The sequence below is a fragment of the Nitrincola sp. A-D6 genome (assembly GCF_000764495.1).
Taxonomy (GTDB): Bacteria; Pseudomonadota; Gammaproteobacteria; order Pseudomonadales; family Balneatricaceae; genus Nitrincola.
The window spans coordinates 1-16,627 of sequence record NZ_JRLB01000104.1 but is presented as its reverse complement, the minus strand read 5'-3'; the positions used below and the strand labels follow the sequence as shown (position 1 = coordinate 16,627).

30 protein-coding genes and 2 pseudogenes are annotated in these 16,627 nt (G+C 49.8%); 3 read left to right on the top strand and 29 right to left on the bottom strand.

Annotation, left to right across the window (positions count from 1 at the left end; genetic code table 11):
• The 3 genes from LH51_RS20680 to LH51_RS19550 all read left to right on the top strand — a co-directional run.
• Window positions 1–745, top strand: a 745-nt coding sequence (locus LH51_RS20680; protein ID WP_200882052.1) for a transglycosylase domain-containing protein, incomplete at its 5' end; no start/stop codon positions are given.
• Between the two features lie 29 nt (window positions 746–774).
• Window positions 775–1,740, top strand: coding sequence for a penicillin-binding transpeptidase domain-containing protein (locus tag LH51_RS20675; protein ID WP_235263803.1), 966 nt, complete (start codon window positions 775–777; stop codon window positions 1,738–1,740).
• Between the two features lie 11 nt (window positions 1,741–1,751).
• Window positions 1,752–2,123 (top strand): hypothetical protein, encoded by a 372-nt coding sequence (locus LH51_RS19550; RefSeq protein ID WP_052063883.1) that lies wholly within the window; start codon window positions 1,752–1,754, stop codon window positions 2,121–2,123.
• 240 nt (window positions 2,124–2,363) lie between these two features.
• Here the strand turns inward: LH51_RS19550 and rplQ are convergent, their stop codons facing one another.
• The 29 genes and pseudogenes from rplQ to tuf form a co-directional block, all read right to left on the bottom strand.
• Entirely contained in the window at window positions 2,364–2,759 is a 396-nt protein-coding gene (rplQ, locus tag LH51_RS16880; RefSeq protein ID WP_036524457.1) for a 50S ribosomal protein L17, read from the bottom strand.
• A 39-nt stretch (window positions 2,760–2,798) separates the two neighbouring features.
• Window positions 2,799–3,803 carry a DNA-directed RNA polymerase subunit alpha gene (locus LH51_RS16875; RefSeq protein ID WP_036524455.1) on the bottom strand — a complete coding sequence of 335 codons (1,005 nt, stop codon included), beginning with the start codon at window positions 3,801–3,803 and terminating at the stop codon, window positions 2,799–2,801.
• A 26-nt stretch (window positions 3,804–3,829) separates the two neighbouring features.
• Window positions 3,830–4,450: a 30S ribosomal protein S4 gene (rpsD, locus tag LH51_RS16870; protein ID WP_036524453.1), complete on the bottom strand. Its 621-nt coding sequence runs from the start codon at window positions 4,448–4,450 to the stop codon at window positions 3,830–3,832.
• Between the two features lie 15 nt (window positions 4,451–4,465).
• A complete protein-coding gene (gene rpsK, locus LH51_RS16865) occupies window positions 4,466–4,855 on the bottom strand; it encodes a 30S ribosomal protein S11 (RefSeq protein ID WP_036524450.1) in 390 nt (129 codons plus the stop codon).
• 19 nt (window positions 4,856–4,874) lie between these two features.
• Window positions 4,875–5,231: a 30S ribosomal protein S13 gene (gene rpsM / locus LH51_RS16860; protein ID WP_036524444.1), complete on the bottom strand. Its 357-nt coding sequence runs from the start codon at window positions 5,229–5,231 to the stop codon at window positions 4,875–4,877.
• Between the two features lie 130 nt (window positions 5,232–5,361).
• Entirely contained in the window at window positions 5,362–5,478 is a 117-nt protein-coding gene (gene rpmJ / locus LH51_RS20215) for a 50S ribosomal protein L36 (protein WP_007021200.1), read from the bottom strand.
• An 18-nt stretch (window positions 5,479–5,496) separates the two neighbouring features.
• On the bottom strand, window positions 5,497–6,819 hold the full coding sequence (secY, locus tag LH51_RS16855) for a preprotein translocase subunit SecY (RefSeq protein WP_036524443.1): 1,323 nt from the start codon (window positions 6,817–6,819) through the stop codon (window positions 5,497–5,499).
• Window positions 6,820–7,254 (bottom strand): 50S ribosomal protein L15, encoded by a 435-nt coding sequence (gene rplO, locus LH51_RS16850; RefSeq protein ID WP_036524441.1) that lies wholly within the window; start codon window positions 7,252–7,254, stop codon window positions 6,820–6,822.
• Window positions 7,255–7,267: 13 nt separating this feature from the next.
• Entirely contained in the window at window positions 7,268–7,450 is a 183-nt protein-coding gene (gene rpmD / locus LH51_RS16845; RefSeq protein WP_036524467.1) for a 50S ribosomal protein L30, read from the bottom strand.
• 3 nt (window positions 7,451–7,453) lie between these two features.
• Window positions 7,454–7,957, bottom strand: a complete 504-nt coding sequence (rpsE, locus tag LH51_RS16840) for a 30S ribosomal protein S5 (protein WP_036524438.1) — start codon at window positions 7,955–7,957, stop codon at window positions 7,454–7,456.
• Window positions 7,958–7,969: 12 nt separating this feature from the next.
• The gene (gene rplR / locus LH51_RS16835; protein ID WP_036524437.1) at window positions 7,970–8,320 is read right to left on the bottom strand and encodes a 50S ribosomal protein L18; all 351 of its coding nucleotides are present in this window, start codon (window positions 8,318–8,320) and stop codon (window positions 7,970–7,972) included.
• A 9-nt stretch (window positions 8,321–8,329) separates the two neighbouring features.
• A pseudogene (rplF, locus tag LH51_RS16830) lies at window positions 8,330–8,862 on the bottom strand (50S ribosomal protein L6).
• 11 nt (window positions 8,863–8,873) lie between these two features.
• The gene (gene rpsH, locus LH51_RS16825) at window positions 8,874–9,266 is read right to left on the bottom strand and encodes a 30S ribosomal protein S8 (RefSeq protein ID WP_036524434.1); all 393 of its coding nucleotides are present in this window, start codon (window positions 9,264–9,266) and stop codon (window positions 8,874–8,876) included.
• An 82-nt stretch (window positions 9,267–9,348) separates the two neighbouring features.
• The gene (gene rpsN / locus LH51_RS16820) at window positions 9,349–9,654 is read right to left on the bottom strand and encodes a 30S ribosomal protein S14 (protein ID WP_036524431.1); all 306 of its coding nucleotides are present in this window, start codon (window positions 9,652–9,654) and stop codon (window positions 9,349–9,351) included.
• Between the two features lie 14 nt (window positions 9,655–9,668).
• Window positions 9,669–10,208 (bottom strand): 50S ribosomal protein L5, encoded by a 540-nt coding sequence (gene rplE, locus LH51_RS16815; protein ID WP_036524430.1) that lies wholly within the window; start codon window positions 10,206–10,208, stop codon window positions 9,669–9,671.
• 14 nt (window positions 10,209–10,222) lie between these two features.
• Window positions 10,223–10,546, bottom strand: coding sequence for a 50S ribosomal protein L24 (gene rplX, locus LH51_RS16810; RefSeq protein WP_036524428.1), 324 nt, complete (start codon window positions 10,544–10,546; stop codon window positions 10,223–10,225).
• A 97-nt stretch (window positions 10,547–10,643) separates the two neighbouring features.
• The gene (rplN, locus tag LH51_RS16805) at window positions 10,644–11,012 is read right to left on the bottom strand and encodes a 50S ribosomal protein L14 (protein WP_036524427.1); all 369 of its coding nucleotides are present in this window, start codon (window positions 11,010–11,012) and stop codon (window positions 10,644–10,646) included.
• Between the two features lie 71 nt (window positions 11,013–11,083).
• Window positions 11,084–11,380, bottom strand: a complete 297-nt coding sequence (rpsQ, locus tag LH51_RS16800; protein ID WP_036524425.1) for a 30S ribosomal protein S17 — start codon at window positions 11,378–11,380, stop codon at window positions 11,084–11,086.
• The gene (gene rpmC, locus LH51_RS16795; RefSeq protein WP_036524423.1) at window positions 11,381–11,572 is read right to left on the bottom strand and encodes a 50S ribosomal protein L29; all 192 of its coding nucleotides are present in this window, start codon (window positions 11,570–11,572) and stop codon (window positions 11,381–11,383) included. It abuts the gene before it with no gap.
• Entirely contained in the window at window positions 11,572–11,985 is a 414-nt protein-coding gene (rplP, locus tag LH51_RS16790; RefSeq protein WP_036524414.1) for a 50S ribosomal protein L16, read from the bottom strand. Before rplP ends, rpmC begins: the two co-directional genes overlap by 1 nt.
• Window positions 11,986–11,996: 11 nt before the next feature.
• Window positions 11,997–12,680, bottom strand: coding sequence for a 30S ribosomal protein S3 (gene rpsC, locus LH51_RS16785; RefSeq protein WP_036524412.1), 684 nt, complete (start codon window positions 12,678–12,680; stop codon window positions 11,997–11,999).
• A gap of 26 nt (window positions 12,681–12,706) precedes the next feature.
• Window positions 12,707–13,036, bottom strand: a complete 330-nt coding sequence (rplV, locus tag LH51_RS16780; protein WP_036524462.1) for a 50S ribosomal protein L22 — start codon at window positions 13,034–13,036, stop codon at window positions 12,707–12,709.
• Window positions 13,037–13,049: 13 nt separating this feature from the next.
• A complete protein-coding gene (rpsS, locus tag LH51_RS16775) occupies window positions 13,050–13,328 on the bottom strand; it encodes a 30S ribosomal protein S19 (protein WP_036524409.1) in 279 nt (92 codons plus the stop codon).
• A 12-nt stretch (window positions 13,329–13,340) separates the two neighbouring features.
• The gene (gene rplB, locus LH51_RS16770) at window positions 13,341–14,168 is read right to left on the bottom strand and encodes a 50S ribosomal protein L2 (protein ID WP_036524404.1); all 828 of its coding nucleotides are present in this window, start codon (window positions 14,166–14,168) and stop codon (window positions 13,341–13,343) included.
• A 14-nt stretch (window positions 14,169–14,182) separates the two neighbouring features.
• The gene (gene rplW, locus LH51_RS16765; protein ID WP_036524402.1) at window positions 14,183–14,479 is read right to left on the bottom strand and encodes a 50S ribosomal protein L23; all 297 of its coding nucleotides are present in this window, start codon (window positions 14,477–14,479) and stop codon (window positions 14,183–14,185) included.
• On the bottom strand, window positions 14,476–15,081 hold the full coding sequence (gene rplD, locus LH51_RS16760; protein WP_036524399.1) for a 50S ribosomal protein L4: 606 nt from the start codon (window positions 15,079–15,081) through the stop codon (window positions 14,476–14,478). The genes rplW and rplD overlap by 4 nt, the downstream gene beginning before the upstream one ends.
• Before the next feature lie 10 nt (window positions 15,082–15,091).
• Window positions 15,092–15,730, bottom strand: coding sequence for a 50S ribosomal protein L3 (gene rplC / locus LH51_RS16755; RefSeq protein ID WP_036524459.1), 639 nt, complete (start codon window positions 15,728–15,730; stop codon window positions 15,092–15,094).
• A gap of 112 nt (window positions 15,731–15,842) precedes the next feature.
• Window positions 15,843–16,154, bottom strand: a complete 312-nt coding sequence (gene rpsJ, locus LH51_RS16750) for a 30S ribosomal protein S10 (protein WP_036524393.1) — start codon at window positions 16,152–16,154, stop codon at window positions 15,843–15,845.
• Window positions 16,155–16,388: 234 nt separating this feature from the next.
• Window positions 16,389–16,627: pseudogene (gene tuf, locus LH51_RS16745) on the bottom strand (elongation factor Tu); the annotation flags it as partial.

The following is a 16,627-nucleotide window of genomic DNA, read 5'->3' as shown; positions in this document are numbered from 1 at the left end:
TGATACGTTACGCCATGCCATTCTGGCAGCAGAAGACAGCCGCTTTTATGAGCATTCAGGTATCGATATTAAGGGACTGAGTAGAGCGGCGTTTGAACTGATTTCAAGCGGCGAAATTCAATCAGGCGGATCTACCATTACCATGCAGGTGGCGAAAAACTTCTTTCTGTCACCAGAACGCACCTTCGTGCGTAAATTTAATGAAATTATACTCTCACTAAGAATTGAACAAGTGCTTAGTAAAGAAGAAATACTGGAACTCTATGTAAACAAAATTTATCTCGGACAGCGGGCGTATGGCGTACAAGCTGCCGCCAACATTTATTATGGCAAGGATATCAGTGAACTTAGTCTTGGTCAGATGGCCACAATTGCCGGCCTTCCCAAAGCTCCATCAGCCAACAACCCTGTCAGGAATCCCCAGCGCTCCATTGAGCGACGCAACTGGATTCTCGGACGTATGCTCAGCCTGGGTTATATAGATGATGTAGAATATGACTCGGCCGTTCAGGAGCCTGAGGTCGCACGCTATCATCAAGCCGATATTGAACTGTCCGCCTTTTATGTAGCAGAAATGGTGCGCGCAGAAATGGTCCGCTTGTACGGTGAGCAAGCGTATACAGATGGGTTCAATGTAACCACCACCCTGGATAGCTCTATGCAGACTGCAGCGGATAACGCATTGCGCAGCGGTCTGATCGCCTATCATGAACGGCATGGCTATCATGGCCTGAAGCGCAGGTAGATCTTGCAGACCTTAGCCCGGAAGCGCGCATTGAATTACTTGGCGAATATCCACTACATGCCAATATGCACCCAGCCCTGGTCATTAATACCAGCGAGCAGGAAGCCACCATCATGCTGCGTGATGGCAGCGAGCATCAGCTCAGTTGGGATGCAATGAAATGGGCACGAGCCTATCGTTCAGTAAATGCCATGGGACCAGCACCACAAACGGCAACTGATGTCCTCACAGCCGGGGATATTATCCGTGTAGCACCTCATGATGATTACACCTGGCACCTAACACAACTTCCACGGGTTCAGGGTGGAGTGATAGCAATGGAATCGGATACGGGCGCCATTCGCGCCCTGTCCGGTGGCTTCAGCTTTACTCACAATAAATTTAACCGGGTGACACAAGCTTTCCGCCAGCCAGGCTCAACATTCAAGCCTTTTTTATACGCAGTAGCCTTAGAGAACAACTATACCGCTGCCAGTGTTATCAACGACTCTCCTATTGTTATCCATGATGTGAGCCTGGCTGGTGAGTGGCGCCCTGAAAATCACTCCCGCGACTTTGAAGGCCCGATACGTCTGCGCGAAGCGCTATATCGATCAAAAAACCTGGTTTCAATTCGATTAATGCGTGACGTGGGTGTAAATACGGCACACCAGCATATTCTTAAATTCGGATTTGATCCGCAACGCACGCCAGCTAACTTGTCCTTAGCACTGGGTAGTGCCGATGCCACACCCATTCAGATCAATACCGGCTATGCTACGTTTGCCAATGGAGGATACTTGGTTTCGCCTGGTATATTGATGAAGTCGATGTTAACGGCCTACCGATACAGCTCCCCGATAATGCCGGAGACGCATTCAAAGCCACCAATACACGCCTTAATCACAGTGAACCCGAAGACTACCGTATTATCGAAGCATCAACAGCCTTTATTATTAATGACATTCTTGCCGATGTTATTCGTCGGGGTACAGGACGTCGGGCCCAAGTTTTAGAAAGAAATGATTTGGCAGGTAAAACCGGCACGACCAATCAGCAAATAGATGCATGGTTTTCGGGTTACAATCGTGATTTGGTAGCGACAGCATGGGTGGGTTTTGATCAGCCAGCCCCACTTGGACGTAGTGAATACGGCGGCACGGCGGCATTACCCATTTGGATTGACTTTATGCGCACAGCCCTGCAGGACAAAGCAGAATCTGCACCGCAGCGTCCCGATAGTGTTGTCCAGGTACGCATAGATCCAACCAGCGGTTTACAGGCTTATAATGGTCAATCTGATGCAATCAGTGAGTATTTTACTGAAGATTCAGTTCCTAGACGTGCCAGTGCTCCGGGCGAATCAGGCAATCGTGTACTCGAGTCATTATTCGACTAGACCAAGGTGACATGCTTTTCTGACCCTACATCCTGTACAAAAATCGCCCGCAGAGCGGGCTCCTACAATATGTGGGTAATCTCTACCTGTGGGAGCTCGCTCCGCGAGCGAAAAGCAATCGCCCGGAGATCGGGCTCCTACACAATATCGAACCCTTTGTGTGGGAGCCCGGTCTCCGGGCGAATGTCTCTGCAAACAAAAAACCCGGCTATTGCCGGGTTTTTAATAACTCAAAGCGAATCAATCTTCGCTGCTATCTTCAACTGCTACAGAAGAAGCGGGACGATCAACCAGCTCTACATAAGCCATAGGTGCATTATCACCGCTACGGAAACCACATTTCAAAATACGAATGTAGCCACCCGGACGGTTAGCATAACGTGGACCAAGTTCACCAAACAGTTTACCCACAGCCGCATCACAGCGAGTACGGGAAAATGCCAGACGACGGTTAGCCACACTGTCAATTTTAGCTAATGTAATAAGTGGTTCAGCCACACGGCGCAGTTCTTTAGCTTTTGGCAAGGTTGTCTTGATCAGTTCATGTTCGAACAAAGACACAGCCATATTCTTGAACATCGCTTTGCGGTGAGCACTTGTACGATTTAAGTGTCGACCTGATTTACGATGACGCATTTTTCAAAATCCTTAACAACTTAGTGTCAGAAGGCTAACTCAGGATGCCGCTTTTTCGTCATTTTTGAGGCTGGCTGGTGGCCAGTTCTCTAGACGCATACCAAGTGACAGCCCTTTAGAGGCCAGTACATCCTTGATTTCCGTCAGCGACTTCTTACCCAGGTTAGGAGTCTTCAACAGTTCAACTTCGGTGCGCTGAATCAGGTCACCGATATAGTAGATCTGTTCTGCTTTAAGACAGTTTGCAGAGCGCACTGTCAGTTCAAGATCATCAACCGGACGTAACAGCACCGGATCGATCTCAGGATCGTCAGTTTCTGTACGCGACTGCTGGCTGGCATCTTTAAGATCCACAAAGACGGCCAACTGCTCATGAAGAATGGTTGCCGCACGGCGGATACATTCTTCTGGGTCGATTGTCCCGTTAGATTCAATATCAATTATCAGTTTATCAAGGTCGGTACGCTGTTCAACACGCGCACTTTCCACCTGATAGGAAACACGTAGTACCGGGCTGTAACTGGCATCCAGTAACAGGCGGCCGATAGTACGGTTTTCATCTTCATCAAGCATACGCGAGTCTGCTGGAATGTATCCACGTCCACGCGTTACCTTGAGTTGAATATTCAGGCTGTTACTGGCATTGAGATGTGCAATCACGTGATCGGGATTTGCAATCTCAACATCCTGTGTCAGCTGTATATCCGCTGCGGTTACTACGCCTGCTTCAGATTTGCTCAGCGTCAGTATGGCCTCATCTGCGTTATGCAGAGTAAAGGCAACACCTTTGAGATTCAGGAGGATCTCAATGACATCCTCCTGAACCCCTTCAATGCTGCTGTATTCATGTAACACGCCGTCGATTTCGACTTCGCTTACAGCACAGCCAGGCATTGAAGAGAGCAAAATACGGCGCAGCGCATTGCCAAGCGTGTGTCCGAAGCCGCGTTCAAGCGGCTCCAGAGTAACTTTGGCGCGAGTTTTGCTGATTTCCTGTACGTCAATATGACGTGGACTAAGAAACTCGTTTACAGAACGCTGCATAGTATCACCAGTCAAGAGTTCAAGAATTACTTCGAGTAAAGCTCGACGATCAAATGTTCGTTGATGTCTTGAGCCAGTTCACTGCGTTCTGGAAGTGCTTTAAACTCACCTTCCATTTTCGCAGAATCAACCTCAATCCATTCAACAGGAGCACGTTGTCCAGCCAGATCCAGTGCGTGTTTGATACGCAACTGAGTTTTGGACTTTTCACGTACTGCAATTTTGTCGCCAACGCTAACCTGGAAAGACGGGATGTTTACAACCTGTCCATTCACAGTAATCTGACGGTGAGATACCACCTGACGTGCTTCGGCACGTGTAGAGCCGAAGCCCATGCGGTAAACAACATTGTCCAGACGACCTTCAAGAAGCTGCAACAGGACTTCACCTGTAGCGCCTTTACGGCGAGCGGCTTCTTTGTAATATCCACGGAACTGACGTTCCAGCACACCGTAGGTACGACGTACTTTCTGTTTTTCACGAAGCTGCAGGCCATACTCTGAGAGACGACCACGACGTGCACCATGCACACCGGGAACAACTTCTGCTTTGCACTTACTATCCAGCGCGCGAACACCACTCTTCAAAAAGAGATCTGTGCCCTCACGACGTGACAGCTTGCACGTTGGTCCAAGATAACGAGCCATTATACCGTCTCCTGATTAAACACGACGTTTCTTCGGTGGACGACATCCGTTATGCGGAATAGGCGTCACATCAGTGATATTTGTAATTTTGTAGCCACAACCGTTCAATGCACGAACAGCAGACTCACGACCGGGCCCCGGTCCTTTTACAAACACGTCGAGATTTTTAAGTCCGTACTCCAGGGCTGCTGTACCGGCACGCTCAGCAGCAACCTGGGCTGCAAAAGGCGTGCTCTTACGTGAGCCGCGGAAACCAGAACCACCAGAAGTCGCCCAGGAAAGTGCATTCCCTTGACGATCGGTAATGGTGACAATTGTGTTGTTAAAAGAGGCGTGGATGTGCGCTAGCCCATCCGCTACCTGCTTTTTAACCTTTTTACGTGTGCGATTACCTGGCTTAGCCATATTCGGGAATTCCTATCGCTTACTTACGGATCGGCTTACGCGGCCCTTTACGAGTACGCGCATTCGTTTTGCTGCGTTGACCACGAACCGGTAGGTTACGACGGTGACGCAGACCACGGTAACAACCAAGATCCATCAGACGCTTGATGTTCATGTTGACTTCACGACGAAGATCACCTTCGACTGTCAACTTAGTAATTTCACCACGAACATTATCGAGCTGCTCTTCAGACAGCTCACCGATCTTGACCGTTGGCACTATGCCTACTGCAGCACAAATCTGCTGAGCAGTAGTGCGGCCAATCCCATAAATGTAAGTCAGAGAAATTACCGCATGCTTATGGTCAGGAATATTGACGCCAGCTATACGGGCCATTCAATCTACTCCATATTAAGGCTCTGCTTCACGCAGAGACAAATCATTCATCATTCGTGGAAGGCGCGCAATTCTACAACCTGATCAAAAATAAATCAAGTCGGACGCCTCCACGGCTTTTATTTTGTGGTTAACCCTGGCGCTGTTTGTGACGGGGTTCCACTTTACAGATCACGCGCACGGAACCGTTGCGACGTACGATCTTGCAATTACGGCAAATCTTTTTAACAGACGCGCGTACTTTCATGATCCACCTCTAACAGGATTAACGCAGTGAACCTGCGCCACCTTTAAGATTCGATTTTTTCATAAGTGATTCATATTGATGGGACATAAGATGCGACTGCACCTGTGCCATGAAATCCATCACAACCACCACTACGATCAACAATGAAGTACCACCAAAGTAGAACGGTATGTTCCACGCCACAACCAGAAACTGTGGCATCAGTGATACAGCTGTTATGTACAGTGCGCCAAACAAAGTCAGTCGCGACAGTACAGTATCGATATAGCGGGCGGATTGTTCACCGGGTCTGATTCCGGGGATGAATGCACCAGACTTTTTCAGGTTATCTGCCACTTCGCGCGGATTAAACATAAGCGCCGTGTAGAAGTAACAGAAGAACACAATTGCAATGCCGAACAATAGTATGTGCAGCGGCTGACCCGGACCTAACGCCAGAGCCATATCCTGCAACCAATCAAGGCCTTCGCTCTGTCCGAACCACTGCCCCATAGAGGCAGGGAACAACAGAATACTGGAAGCAAAGATAGGAGGGATTACACCCGCCATATTCACTTTCAGCGGCAAATGACTGCTTTGTGCTGCATAAACACGGCGACCTTGTTGGCGTTTTGCGTAGTTAATGGTTATGCGGCGTTGACCGCGCTCCATAAACACCACAAACGCCACGGTCGCCATAGCCAGAACAGCGATCAACAGCAGAGCCAGAATATTCAGATCACCCTGACGTGCAGCCTCAAAAGACTGACCAATAGCGCCAGGAAGACCTGCAACAATACCGGAAAAGATCAGAATGGATATACCATTGCCGATTCCACGTTCTGTCACCTGCTCGCCCAACCACATCAGGAAAACCGCACCCGCAACAAAGGTTACGACCGCGACAAAGTAGAAGCTGGCATCAGCAGCAAACGCCACGCCTTGACTGGCAAGGCCGACTGACATACCAAATGCCTGGATTGTCGCCAATATAACCGTACCATACCGCGTGTACTGGTTGATTTTGCGACGCCCCGCTTCTCCTTCCTTCTTCAGCTGCTCCAGATGTGGACTCACTGCCGTCATCAACTGCATTATGATCGATGCAGAAATATACGGCATAACACCCAGCGCAAGAATACTCATACGCTCGAGTGCACCACCTGAAAACATGTTGAACAAACTCAGAATGGTTCCAGAATTTTGTTCGAACAGAGCAGCAAGCCGATCAGGGTTAATACCGGGCACAGGAATATGCGCACCGATACGGTATACAATGATCGCTATCAGAACGAAACGCAGGCGAGCCCAGAGCTCGCCCAGTCCGTTTTGTCTTGCCGGTGTTTGTCCTAGCTTAGCCATTTACGCCTCGACTTTACCGCCAGCAGCTTCAATCGCCGCCTGAGCACCTTTGGTCACTTTAAGACCTTTAACAGTGACAGGCTTAGTGATTTCACCTGACAGGATTACACGCGCAACTTTGATTTCATCGCGAATGATGTCAGCATTTTTTAACGCTTCGAGATCTACCACGTCAGCAGTGATCTTGCCGATTTCGCCAAGACGAATTTCCGCAACATAACGCGACTTACGTGATGTGAAACCAAATTTTGGCAGACGACGCTGGATAGGCATCTGACCACCTTCAAAACCTGGATTCACGCTTCCGCCGGAGCGGGATTTAAGACCCTTGTGACCACGGCCACAAGTTTTACCCAGACCGGAGCCGATACCACGACCAACACGCTTAGGAGCCTGTTTGGAACCGGCACCCGGGCGCAATGTATTTAGACGCATTGGGTGACTCCCTTTATTCACCAACTACATGAACCATGTAGTTGACTTTATTGATCATACCGCGCACTGCAGGAGTGTCTTCCACTTCTACAACGTGACCTATACGGCGCAGCCCAAGACCCTTCACACACAGCTTATGCTTCGGCAAAGTGCCGATGGTGCTGCGCGTCAGGGTAACTTTAATAGTGTTAGCCATCATTTAGTTCCCCAGGATCTCTTCAACGGATTTACCACGCTTTGCAGCAACGTCGTCAGGTGACTTCATAGAAGACAGACCTTTAACTGTTGCACGCACCACGTTGACCGGGTTAGTAGAACCGTAGCACTTAGCCAGTACGTTCTGCACGCCTGCCAGTTCCAGTACTGCACGCATCGCGCCACCGGCAATGATACCGGTACCTTCAGATGCAGGCTGCATGTATACGCGTGACGCACCATGCTGCGCTTTAACTGGGTACTGCAGTGTGTGAGCATTCAGTGAAACGCTGACCATGTTACGGCGCGCTTGCTCCATTGCTTTTTGAATTGCAACAGGTACTTCGCGCGCTTTACCACGGCCGAAGCCGATACGGCCATTGCCGTCACCGACAACTGTAAGCGCTGTGAAACCGAAGATACGGCCACCTTTCACAACTTTGGCTACACGGTTTACCTGGACCAGTCTCTCCTGGAGTTCACCGTCTTTCTGTTCGTGATTTGCCATATTAAGAAACCTTTAGAATTCCAGTCCGCCTTCGCGGGCCGCATCAGCCAGAGCCTGGACTCTGCCATGATATTTATAACCGGAGCGATCAAACGCCACCTGCGAAACACCCGCTGCTTTGGCACGATCTGCGATCATTGCACCCACTTTCTTGGCGGCTTCAACATTACCGGTTACACCACTGCGCAGGTCCTTCTCAACAGTTGATGCAGAGGCAAGAACAGTTGAGCCGTCAGCGGAAATAATCTGCGCATAGATATGACGAGGTGTGCGGTTAACGCACAGGCGTACAGCACCCAGTTCACGCATTTTAAGGCGAGAGCGGCGCGCACGACGAATTCGAGCTTGATTTTTTTCGTTCATGACCCAGCCTTACTTCTTCTTAGCCTCTTTGCGGCGTACATACTCATCCACATAACGAACCCCTTTACCTTTGTATGGCTCAGGCGGACGGAAAGCGCGTATTTCAGCAGCTACCTGACCGACCTGTTGCTTGTCAGCACCAGACAGGATAATAGTGGTGTTATTTGGAGTTTCAGCTTTTACGCCAGCAGGCAGTTGGTAATCGATCGGGTGTGAAAAACCCAGTGTCAGGTTAACAACGTCGCCTTTAACGGCGGCACGGTAACCGACACCGATCAGCTGCATGGTTTTCTGAAACCAGTGCTGACACCTGTGACCATGTTATTGACCAGAGCACGCGTTGTACCGGATAGCGCAATAGACTGTTTGCCGCCATCACGGGCTACAAATACAACTTTGCCTTCATTCAGTTCAACACCCACTGAAGGATGCACTTCCAGACTTAACTGACCGTTGCTACCCTTGACAGCAACCTGCTGCCCCTGGATTTTTACCTCAACACCTGCAGGTACGACAACGGGATTCTTTGCTATACGTGACATCAGAACTCCCCTTAGAATACCGTACAGATGACTTCACCACCGATACCGGCTTGACGTGCAGCGCGATCGGTCATGACACCTTTACTGGTAGAGATAATTGCTACACCAAGACCATCAGAGACTTTGGGCAGCTTAGCAACGTGACGGTATATACGTAAGCTCGGCTTACTGACACGCTTAATCTCTTCAATTACCGGTCTGCCTTCGAAGTATTTCAACTCGATAGTCAGTACCGGCTTGCTTTCACCTTCCACACTGTAGTCAGTGATATAGCCTTCCTCTTTCAGCACCTTGGCAATAGCCAGCTTGTGCTTTGAAGATGGCATGGTGACAGCAGGCTTTTCAGCCATATTACCGTTGCGGATACGGGTAAACATGTCCGCGAGGGTATCTTGCATACTCATGCTTATTTCCTCAGTTGTGCAGCGCAGTGCGGTAGCAGGAAAAAACTCCTGCCCTGTCCACTGAGCTTACCTTTAACAAGCCTTACCAGCTTGCTTTCGTTAGACCTGGTACGTCACCACGCATCGCAGCTTCACGCAACTTAATGCGTGAAAGGCCGAACTTACGGTATACACCGTGTGGACGACCTGTAATCTGACAGCGGCGGCGCTGACGAACCGGACTGGCATCACGTGGCAGCTTTTGCAAAGCAACCTGTGCATCCCAACGCTCATCTTCCGAGCTTTCAGGATTTACAATGAGTGCCTTCAGCTCAGCGCGCTTAACTGCATATTTTGCAGCCAGCTTTTCACGCTTTGCCTCACGGTTTTTCATAGATACTTTAGCCATTGTTCTACCCCTGATTATTTACGGAACGGGAACTGCAGGGCTTCCAGCAGTGCACGGCCTTCGTCGTTTGACTGGGCTGTAGTGGTGATCGTGATATCCAGACCACGCAGCTTATCAACCTTGTCATAGTCGATTTCCGGGAAAATGATCTGCTCTTTCACACCCATGCTGTAGTTTCCGCGTCCGTCAAATGACTTCGGGTTCAAACCACGGAAGTCCCTGATACGGGGGATAGAAACATCAACCAGACGATCGAGAAATTCCCACATACGCTCTCCGCGCAGGGTCACTTTACAACCGATCGGCCAGCCTTCACGGACTTTAAAGCCCGCAATGGATTTACGTGCTTTGGTAACAACTGGCTTCTGACCCGCAATCGCAATCATATCGGCCACAGCATTTTCAAGCTGTTTCTTGTCGCCAAGAGCTTCACCAACACCCATATTCAGGGTGATTTTGCTGACACGTGGAACAGCCATGATGTTCGGGCTATTCAACTCTTCTTTAAGCTTAAGCTTCAGTTCGCTTTCGTACAGCGCTTTTAATCTAGACATTGCACCAACCTCTCTTACTTATCGCCAACGACGATTTCGCCGTTAGACTTGTAGAAGCGTACCTTGGTGCCGTCTTCAAGCTTTCTGAAGCCTACACGATCACCTTTGCCGGTAGCAGGATTAAAAATGGCGACATTTGAAACAGCCAAAGCCGCTTCTTTTTCCAATATGCCACCCTGCTGACCTAACATCGGGTTCGGTTTAACATGCTTTTTGATCATGTTAATGCCGGATACGATCAGGCGGTCGTCAGACAGAACGCGCATAACTTTGCCACGCTTGCCTTTATCTTTACCTGCGATCACGATGACTTCATCGTCGCGACGAATTTTACGCATTAGTTACCTTCCTTTCCTACTACCCTCTCATGCTCAAAAACGCCAAGCCCTTTCGGGAATGGCGTTTTCGAATCAACTAGCTTAAAAAGCAGTTAACTCAGAGCACTTCAGGCGCCAGGGAAATGATCTTCATGAACTTCTCAGTACGAAGTTCACGCGTTACTGGGCCGAAGATACGCGTACCGATAGGAGCACCGTTGTTATTCAGCAGAACTGCTGAATTAACATCGAAACGGATGATGGAACCATCCGGACGACGGACACCTTTACGGGTACGTACTACGACAGCTTTAAGAACCTGACCTTTCTTCACCTTACCACGCGGAATTGCTTCCTTAACGGTGACCTTGATGATATCACCAACACCGGCGTAGCGACGGTGAGAACCGCCCAGGACCTTAATACACTGTACTCGCTTGGCACCGCTGTTATCAGCGACATCAAGCATCGATTCAGTCTGAATCATGGTCTACCCCACAAAACTGTTATACCAGCCGTCCAATGACAGCCGGAGTAATGGAGCAAAGGCGCATAAGTTTACACCTCTGCGGCAGGCTCTTCAACTGCCATTAACGCTTTATTTGCCTGTTCTTCAATTTGAACCAGTACCCATGTCTTGGATTTGGATAAAGGACGTGACTCCTGAATCGTTACCAGATCACCGATACGGCAAGCATTATCAGCATCGTGAGCATGCAGCTTGGTGGAGCGACGAACAAACTTACCGTAAATCGGGTGTTTTTCTTTGCGCTCTACCAGCACCGTGATGGTTTTATCCATCTTGTCACTGACGACCTTACCGGTCACAGTACGAATACGTTTTTCTGCGCTCATTTATGCACCTGCCTTTTGCTTAAGAACAGTTTTGACGCGAGCAATATCGCGACGTACCTGGCCTAAAAGGTGATTTTGAGCCAGCTGACCGGTCGCTTTTTGCATGCGCAGATTAAACTGGTCTTTCAGAAGACCCAGCAGCGTCTGCTGAAGCTCCTCTGCAGTCTGTTCACGCAGTTCAGTCGCTTTCATTACATCACCGTCCGTTTAACTATGGTTGTAGTTACAGGCAGCTTTGCAGCAGCCAGAGCGAAGGCTTCAGATACCAGCTGTTCGCTGACACCGCTGATTTCAAACAGCACCTTACCTGGCTGGATCTGTGCAACCCAGTATTCTACGTTACCCTTACCTTTACCCATACGTACTTCAAGGGGCTTGGTCGTGATCGGCTTATCCGGGAACACCCGGATCCAGATCTTACCACCACGCTTTACATGACGCGTCATGGTACGACGAGCCGCTTCGATCTGACGCGCTGTTATACGACCGCGACCGGTCGCTTTCAGCGCGTACTCACCAAAGCTGACCTTGCTGCCACGCTGCGCCAGGCCGCGGTTACGGCCTTTCATCACCTTGCGGTACTTAAGTCGTTTTGGTTGCAGCATTGACGTTTACCTCACTTAGTTCCTTTCTTCTTGGGAGCGTTCTTCTCGGCACGTACCTGTTCGATACCACCGAGCACTTCACCCTTGAAGACCCAGACTTTAACGCCAATCACACCATATGTTGTGTGCGCCTCGTAGGTTGCGTAGTCAATGTCCGCACGCAGCGTATGCAAAGGTACACGACCTTCACGATACCACTCAGTACGTGCAATCTCGGCACCGCCAAGACGACCGCCAACCTGAATTTTGATACCCTTAGCGCCGACACGCATGGAGTTCTGCACCGCACGCTTCATAGCGCGACGGAACATAACACGGCGTTCCAACTGACTGGCAACGCTTTGCGCAACCAGTTTGGCATCTAGGTCTGGCTTACGAACTTCTTCAATGTTGATGTGCACAGGCACACCCATCATCTCAGAAACCGTAGAACGCAGTACTTCAACATCTTCACCCTTTTTGCCGATCACGATACCGGGACGGGCTGTGTGGATGGTGATTTTAGCGTTCTGAGCCGGACGTTCAATATCTATGCGACTTACAGACGCATTCTTAAGCTTCTGCTCAAGGTAGCTACGCACCTTGAGATCATTCAGCAGCTTAACAGCATAGTCTGACTTGTCAGCGTACCACACCGAAGTGTGGTCTTTGACGATGCCGAGACGTATACCGGTTGGGTTAACTTTCTGACCCATTTCGAAATCTCCTAGCCGTCAGCTTCTTAGTCAGCCACTTTTACAGTGATGTGTGCGGTGCGCTTCAGAACTCTGTCTGCGCGACCCTTTGCACGTGGCCGAATGCGTTTCATGGTCATACCTTCGTCAACGAAGATAGCAGAAACGCGCAACTCGTCCACGTCAGCACCTTCGTTATGCTCAGCATTTGCTATAGCGGAGTCGAGCACCTTCTTGACCAGATCAGCACCTTTCTTATTGCTGAACGTCAGGATATCCAGAGCTTCGCCCACAGATTTACCACGGATCTGATCTGCGACCAGACGGGCCTTCTGGGCGGAGATGCGGGCGCCGATATGTTTGGCGACTATTTCCATCATCTATCCTCCCTTACTTCTTCTTGGCCTTCTTGTCGGCTGCATGACCGCGGAATGTACGTGTAGCAGCAAACTCACCTAATTTATGACCGACCATGTCCTCAGTGACAAACACTGGAACGTGCTGGCGGCCGTTATGTACTGCAATTGTCAAACCCACAAAATTCGGAAAAATCGTGGAACGACGCGACCAGGTTTTGATCGGACGTTTTTCATTTGCTTCAATTGCAGCCTCTACCTTCTTCAACAGGTGAAGGTCGATAAATGGACCTTTCTTCAGTGAACGTGGCACAGCTGTATCCCCTTATTTAGCGCTACGACGGCGTACGATAAGTTTATTGGTACGCTTGTTCTTGCGAGTTTTATGACCTTTAGTCGGGACGCCCCATGGAGAGACCGGATGACGGCCACCAGAGGTACGACCTTCACCACCACCATGAGGGTGATCGACCGGGTTCATTGCTACACCGCGAACTGTCGGGCGCACACCACGCCAGCGTTTAGCACCGGCTTTACCCAGCTGACGCAGGGAATGCTCGGAGTTGCTGACTTCACCCAGTGTGGCGCGACAATCAACAAGCACTTTACGCACTTCACCAGAACGCAGACGCAGAGTGGCATAAGCCCCTTCACGCGCGACCAGCTGTGCAGAAGCACCCGCAGAACGTGCCATCTGAGCGCCTTTTCCAGGCTTCAGTTCGATACAGTGTACGGTACTACCCAGTGGGATATTACGCAGTGTCATGGTGTTGCCAACTTTAATATCGACAGCTTCACCTGATACTACTTTAGATCCCGCCTGCAGACCTTTCGGTGCAATGATGTAACGACGCTCACCATCGGCATACATAACCAAGGCGATGTGCGCAGTACGGTTAGGATCATACTCAATGCGCTCTACAGTGCCCTGAATACCATCCTTATTGCGACGGAAGTCGACGATACGATAATGATGCTTGTGGCCACCACCGATATGACGGGTAGTGATACGACCATTATTGTTACGACCGCCGGTTTTGCTTTTCTTTTCGACCAGTGCGGCGAAAGGCTTACCCTTATGCAGGTCAGCGCTGACTACCTTAACGACATGACGACGTCCGGCAGAGGTCGGCTTTGATTTAACGATTGCCATGATCTAACCCCTTCTTATTCGCCAGCCATGAAATCAATTTCAGAGCCATCAGCCAAACGAACATAGGCCTTACGAACATCATTTCGTTTACCCAAACCACGCGCAGTGCGCTTGGTTTTGCCTTTGACGTTCAGTACATTGACGCCGTCAACTTTTACATTGAACAGCTCTTCAACGGCTCTTTTGATTTCAGGCTTAGTAGCATCTGGTGCCACCCGAAATACGACCTGCTGTGATCCGTCAGCAACAATAGTTGCTTTCTCAGAGATGTGCGGACCCAACAACACTTTAAAAATGCGTTCCGGATTCATGCCAGCACCTCATTGATTTTATTCAGAGCAGCAGCTGTAACAACGACTTTATCGAAACCGATCAGACTGACCGGATCGATAGCCGCTACGTCACGCACATCAACGTGCGGAACATTTCGTGCAGCCAGATACAGATTGACTTCAACTTCTTCAGTGATCACCAGTGCATTGCTGAGCTCAAGCTCTTGCATTTTTGCAATGAACTGTTTGGTCTTAGGCACTTCCATCTGGAAACCTTCAACAACAACCAAACGATCCTGTCGAACCAGCTCAGAAAGGATGCAACGCATGGCAGCGCGATACATCTTCTTGTTTACTTTCTGCGAGAAGTCACGTGGACTTGCGGCGAAAGTAACACCACCGGAGCGCCACAGCGGCGAACGGATAGTACCCGCACGGGCACGACCTGTTCCTTTCTGACGGAATGGCTTAGCGCCACCGCCGGATACTGCGGAACGATTTTTCTGTGCTTTGGTACCCTGACGGCCACCTGCCATATAGGCAGTTACCACCTGGTGAACCAGAGACTCATTAAACTCTTTGCCAAATATCAGTTCGGATACTTCGACCGAACCGTTGGCTCCTGTCAGATTTATATTCATGTTAACCCCTTCAGCCGCGTGCTTTTACAGCAGGTTTAACGATGACGTCACCGCCGGTTGCACCAGGAATGGCGCCCTTAACCAGCAGCAGGTTACGCTCAGCGTCTACACGCACAACTTCAAGAGTTTGTACTGTGCAACGCTCATCACCCATGTGACCTGCCATCTTTTTGCCCTTGAACACACGCCCCGGAGTCTGACACTGACCTATGGAGCCCGGAGCACGGTGAGAAAGCGAGTTACCGTGTGTCGCATCCTGAGTTCGGAAATTCCAGCGCTTAACTCCACCCTGAAAACCCTTACCCTTACTACGACCGGTCACATCGATTTTCTGACCTGCTTCGAAGCGCTCAACCGTTAGCGCATCGCCAACGTTGATTTCTTCATCACCGGAGAGACGGAACTCCCACAAACCGCGACCTGCTTCTACCCCTGCTTTCGCAAAGTTTCCGGCTGCCGGCTTAGTCAGGCGATTAGCCTTCTTAGCACCGGTTGTCACCTGAATAGCAGCGTAACCGTCAGTTTCAACGGTTTTGACGCATGTCACGCGGTTCGGATCCACCTCGATGACAGTGACTGGCACGGACACGCCATCTTCTGTGAAGATACGGGTCATGCCCGCTTTACGTCCGATAAGTCCTACAGACATTTTAATACCTCTTGCCAGTTGAGTACGGGGCTGTAACCCACTATGGCCGCCCATTACAGAGCATTCCTCAAATAGCGCTTCATTAAATGTTAATTAATTCTGCGCAGCTTGTTTAGCCCAGGCTGATCTGCACTTCTACACCCGCAGCGAGATCCAGCTTCATCAAAGCATCAACTGTTTTTTCAGTTGGCTCGACGATGTCCAGAACACGTTTATGCGTACGGATTTCATATTGATCACGTGCATCTTTGTTCACGTGAGGTGAAACCAGTATGGTAAAACGCTCTTTGCGAGTAGGAAGTGGGATCGGACCATGCACCTGTGCGCCCGTCCGTTTCGCAGTTTCAACAATCTCCTGCGCGGATGAGTCGATCAGGCGATGATCAAAAGCCTTCAGACGAATTCTGATTTTTTGGTTCTGCATTCTGATCACGCATTTCCTGTTAATTTTATTACGGCAATAGCCGACCTCCCCTTACATGAGGGGACGCAAATTATACTTATACCGCGCCTTGAGTTCAAGCCCAACGGTATAGTTTTTAACCAACCACATTTTCAATGTTACATCGCCGCTCCTGCGCATCCATGCGCCCGCGGCATACCGTACATCCTGTACATAAAAAAACCCTCCGTAGAGGGTTTTTAGAATGACTAAAACTTAGTCAAGAATTTTCGCAACAACACCCGCACCCACTGTACGACCGCCTTCGCGGATCGCAAAGCGCAGGCCTTCTTCCATTGCAATCGGGTTGATCAGCGTAACAGTCATCTGCACGTTGTCGCCCGGCATTACCATCTCAACACCTTCTGGCAGTTCACACGCGCCAGTGATGTCTGTGGTACGGAAGTAGAACTGTGGACGGTAGCCTTTAAAGAATGGCGTATGACGACCACCCT

Excerpts from the sequence above, each read along its gene's own strand:
- rplP (WP_036524414.1), bottom strand. The coding sequence starts at position 11,985 with ATGCTGCAACCAAAACGACTTAAGTACCGCAAGGTGATGAAAGGCCGT.
- rpsM (WP_036524444.1), bottom strand. The coding sequence starts at position 5,231 with ATGGCCCGTATAGCTGGCGTCAATATTCCTGACCATAAGCATGCGGTA.
- rplQ (WP_036524457.1), bottom strand. The coding sequence starts at position 2,759 with ATGCGTCATCGTAAATCAGGTCGACACTTAAATCGTACAAGTGCTCAC.
- rplD (WP_036524399.1), bottom strand. The coding sequence starts at position 15,081 with ATGAATATAAATCTGACAGGAGCCAACGGTTCGGTCGAAGTATCCGAA.
- rplO (WP_036524441.1), bottom strand. The coding sequence starts at position 7,254 with ATGCGTCTAAATACATTGCGCCCGGGTGCCGGTTCCAAACAGGCTCCT.
- LH51_RS16875 (WP_036524455.1), bottom strand. The coding sequence starts at position 3,803 with ATGCAGCGTTCTGTAAACGAGTTTCTTAGTCCACGTCATATTGACGTA.
- rplB (WP_036524404.1), bottom strand. The coding sequence starts at position 14,168 with ATGGCAATCGTTAAATCAAAGCCGACCTCTGCCGGACGTCGTCATGTC.
- rpsD (WP_036524453.1), bottom strand. The coding sequence starts at position 4,450 with ATGGCTCGTTATCTTGGACCAACGTGCAAGCTGTCACGTCGTGAGGGC.
- rplX (WP_036524428.1), bottom strand. The coding sequence starts at position 10,546 with ATGCGTAAAATTCGTCGCGACGATGAAGTCATCGTGATCGCAGGTAAA.
- rplW (WP_036524402.1), bottom strand. The coding sequence starts at position 14,479 with ATGAATCCGGAACGCATTTTTAAAGTGTTGTTGGGTCCGCACATCTCT.
- rplR (WP_036524437.1), bottom strand. The coding sequence starts at position 8,320 with ATGAACGAAAAAAATCAAGCTCGAATTCGTCGTGCGCGCCGCTCTCGC.
- rpsE (WP_036524438.1), bottom strand. The coding sequence starts at position 7,957 with ATGGCAAATCACGAACAGAAAGACGGTGAACTCCAGGAGAGACTGGTC.
- rpmJ (WP_007021200.1), bottom strand. The coding sequence starts at position 5,478 with ATGAAAGTACGCGCGTCTGTTAAAAAGATTTGCCGTAATTGCAAGATC.
- rplE (WP_036524430.1), bottom strand. The coding sequence starts at position 10,208 with ATGTCTAGATTAAAAGCGCTGTACGAAAGCGAACTGAAGCTTAAGCTT.
- rpsQ (WP_036524425.1), bottom strand. The coding sequence starts at position 11,380 with ATGAGCGCAGAAAAACGTATTCGTACTGTGACCGGTAAGGTCGTCAGT.
- rpsN (WP_036524431.1), bottom strand. The coding sequence starts at position 9,654 with ATGGCTAAAGTATCTATGAAAAACCGTGAGGCAAAGCGTGAAAAGCTG.
- rplV (WP_036524462.1), bottom strand. The coding sequence starts at position 13,036 with ATGGAAATAGTCGCCAAACATATCGGCGCCCGCATCTCCGCCCAGAAG.
- rpsH (WP_036524434.1), bottom strand. The coding sequence starts at position 9,266 with ATGAGTATGCAAGATACCCTCGCGGACATGTTTACCCGTATCCGCAAC.
- rplN (WP_036524427.1), bottom strand. The coding sequence starts at position 11,012 with ATGATTCAGACTGAATCGATGCTTGATGTCGCTGATAACAGCGGTGCC.
- rpsJ (WP_036524393.1), bottom strand. The coding sequence starts at position 16,154 with ATGCAGAACCAAAAAATCAGAATTCGTCTGAAGGCTTTTGATCATCGC.
- rplC (WP_036524459.1), bottom strand. The coding sequence starts at position 15,730 with ATGTCTGTAGGACTTATCGGACGTAAAGCGGGCATGACCCGTATCTTC.
- secY (WP_036524443.1), bottom strand. The coding sequence starts at position 6,819 with ATGGCTAAGCTAGGACAAACACCGGCAAGACAAAACGGACTGGGCGAG.
- rpsK (WP_036524450.1), bottom strand. The coding sequence starts at position 4,855 with ATGGCTAAGCCAGGTAATCGCACACGTAAAAAGGTTAAAAAGCAGGTA.
- rpmC (WP_036524423.1), bottom strand. The coding sequence starts at position 11,572 with ATGAAAGCGACTGAACTGCGTGAACAGACTGCAGAGGAGCTTCAGCAG.
- rpmD (WP_036524467.1), bottom strand. The coding sequence starts at position 7,450 with ATGGCTAACACTATTAAAGTTACCCTGACGCGCAGCACCATCGGCACT.
- rpsC (WP_036524412.1), bottom strand. The coding sequence starts at position 12,680 with ATGGGTCAGAAAGTTAACCCAACCGGTATACGTCTCGGCATCGTCAAA.